Annotated in this window: 1 protein-coding gene; it reads left to right on the plus strand. The window is 72.2% G+C overall.

Going from position 1 to position 1,724, the window contains the following annotated elements:
- The coding region (locus G6021_RS05480; protein WP_182640812.1) for an acyltransferase domain-containing protein at positions 1 to 1,724 on the plus strand (1,724 nt) is incomplete at both ends.

Consider the following 1,724-nt stretch of genomic DNA (forward strand, 5'->3'; position numbering starts at 1 on the left):
GAGCCGCCAGCAGCGGGTGTCCACCTCGCTCATCGCGCCGCACGACATGACCGCCTTCGCGCTGGTCTCCGGCGACCACAACCCCATCCACGTCTCCGACACCGCGGCCGACCTCGCCGGCCTGGGCGGCGTGATCGTCCACGGGATGTGGCTCTCGGCCGCCGCGCAGCACGCGGTCCAGGCCTCGGACGGGAAGACCCCCGCCCTGCGGATCGCCGGCTGGACCGCCCGCATGCTCGCCCCGGTCCGACCGGGCGACCACATCAAGGTCCGTGCCGTCCAGACCGGCCGTCTCGCCGGCGGCCAGGTCCTCGAGGTCACGTGCACGGTCGACGGTGCCACCGTCATGGCCGCCACCGCCCTGACCGAGGCCCCGCGCACCGTCTACGCCTTCCCCGGCCAGGGCATCCAGGCCAAGGGGATGGGCATGGAGGGACGCACCCGCTGCCCGGCCGCCCGCGAGATCTGGGACCGCGCCGACGCGCACACCCGCGAGGCCCTCGGTTTCTCCATCCTGGCGCTGGTCCGTGAGAACCCGACCGAGGTGACCGTCCGTGGCACCGTCCACCGGCATCCCGACGGCGTGCTCTACCTCACCCAGTTCACCCAGGTCGCCATGGCGTGCCTCGCGGTGGCGCAGCGCGCCGAGCTCGAGGCCGACGGGTTGTTCATCGACGGTGCCTACTTCGCCGGCCACTCGATCGGCGAGTACGACGCTCTGGCGGCCATCTCCGGCACGCTCGAGCTCGAGCCGCTGCTGGAGATCGTCTTCCAGCGCGGAGCGACCATGCACGAGCTGGTCCCGCGCGATTCCGAGGGCCGGTCCGACTACCGGATGGCCGCGATCCGGCCGTCGCAGATGGGCATCGGCGACGACGAGGTCGTGGACTGGGTGGCCGCCGTGGCCGAGGACTCGGGTGAGTTCATCGAGATCGTCAACTACAACCTCGCGGGATCCCAGTACGCGCTGGCCGGCACCGTCGCCGGCTGCAAGGCGCTGGAGAAGGCCGTCGAGCGTGAGCTCGAGCGGTCCGGGGGCAAGAACGCCTTCATCCTGGTGCCGGGCATCGACGTGCCCTTCCACTCCACCGTCCTGCGCGGCGGCGTCCCGGACTTCCGGGCCACCCTCGACGCGCTGATCCCGCACGACATCGACATCTCGGTGCTCGTGGGCCGCTACATCCCCAACCTGGTCCCGCGCCTGTTCAGCCTCGAGCGTGACTTCGTGCAGGAGATCGCCGACCTCGTGCCGGCCGACTCCCTCGCCGACGTCCTGGCCGACTGGGACTCCTGGTCTGCCACCCCGACGCGTCTGGGACGCCTCCTCCTGGTCGAGCTGCTGGCCTGGCAGTTCGCCAGCCCGGTCCGCTGGATCGAGACCCAGGAGCTGCTCTTCACGCCCGTGGAGCGCGGCGGACTCGGCATCGAGTGCTTCGTCGAGGTCGGTGTGGCGAACGCCCCGACCGTGGCGAACCTCGCCTCCAAGACCCTCGACCTGCCCACGCACCGGGGCCCCCGCGCCCAGGTACTCAACGTCGAGCGCGACTCGGCGGCGTTGTACGGCACCCTGCCGCCCAGCGTGGAGGTCGACGACGACGACTCGGTGGACGCCACCGAGTCCACCACCCCGGCCGCCGACCAGGCGGCCCCCACAGACCCCGCACCGGCCGTCAACACCCCCGGCACGGCCGGTGCGGACCGATCCACCACCCCGGCGGCAGCCG

Source organism: Dietzia sp. CW19, from assembly GCF_014145265.1.
Classification (GTDB): domain Bacteria; phylum Actinomycetota; class Actinomycetes; order Mycobacteriales; family Mycobacteriaceae; genus Dietzia; species Dietzia natronolimnaea.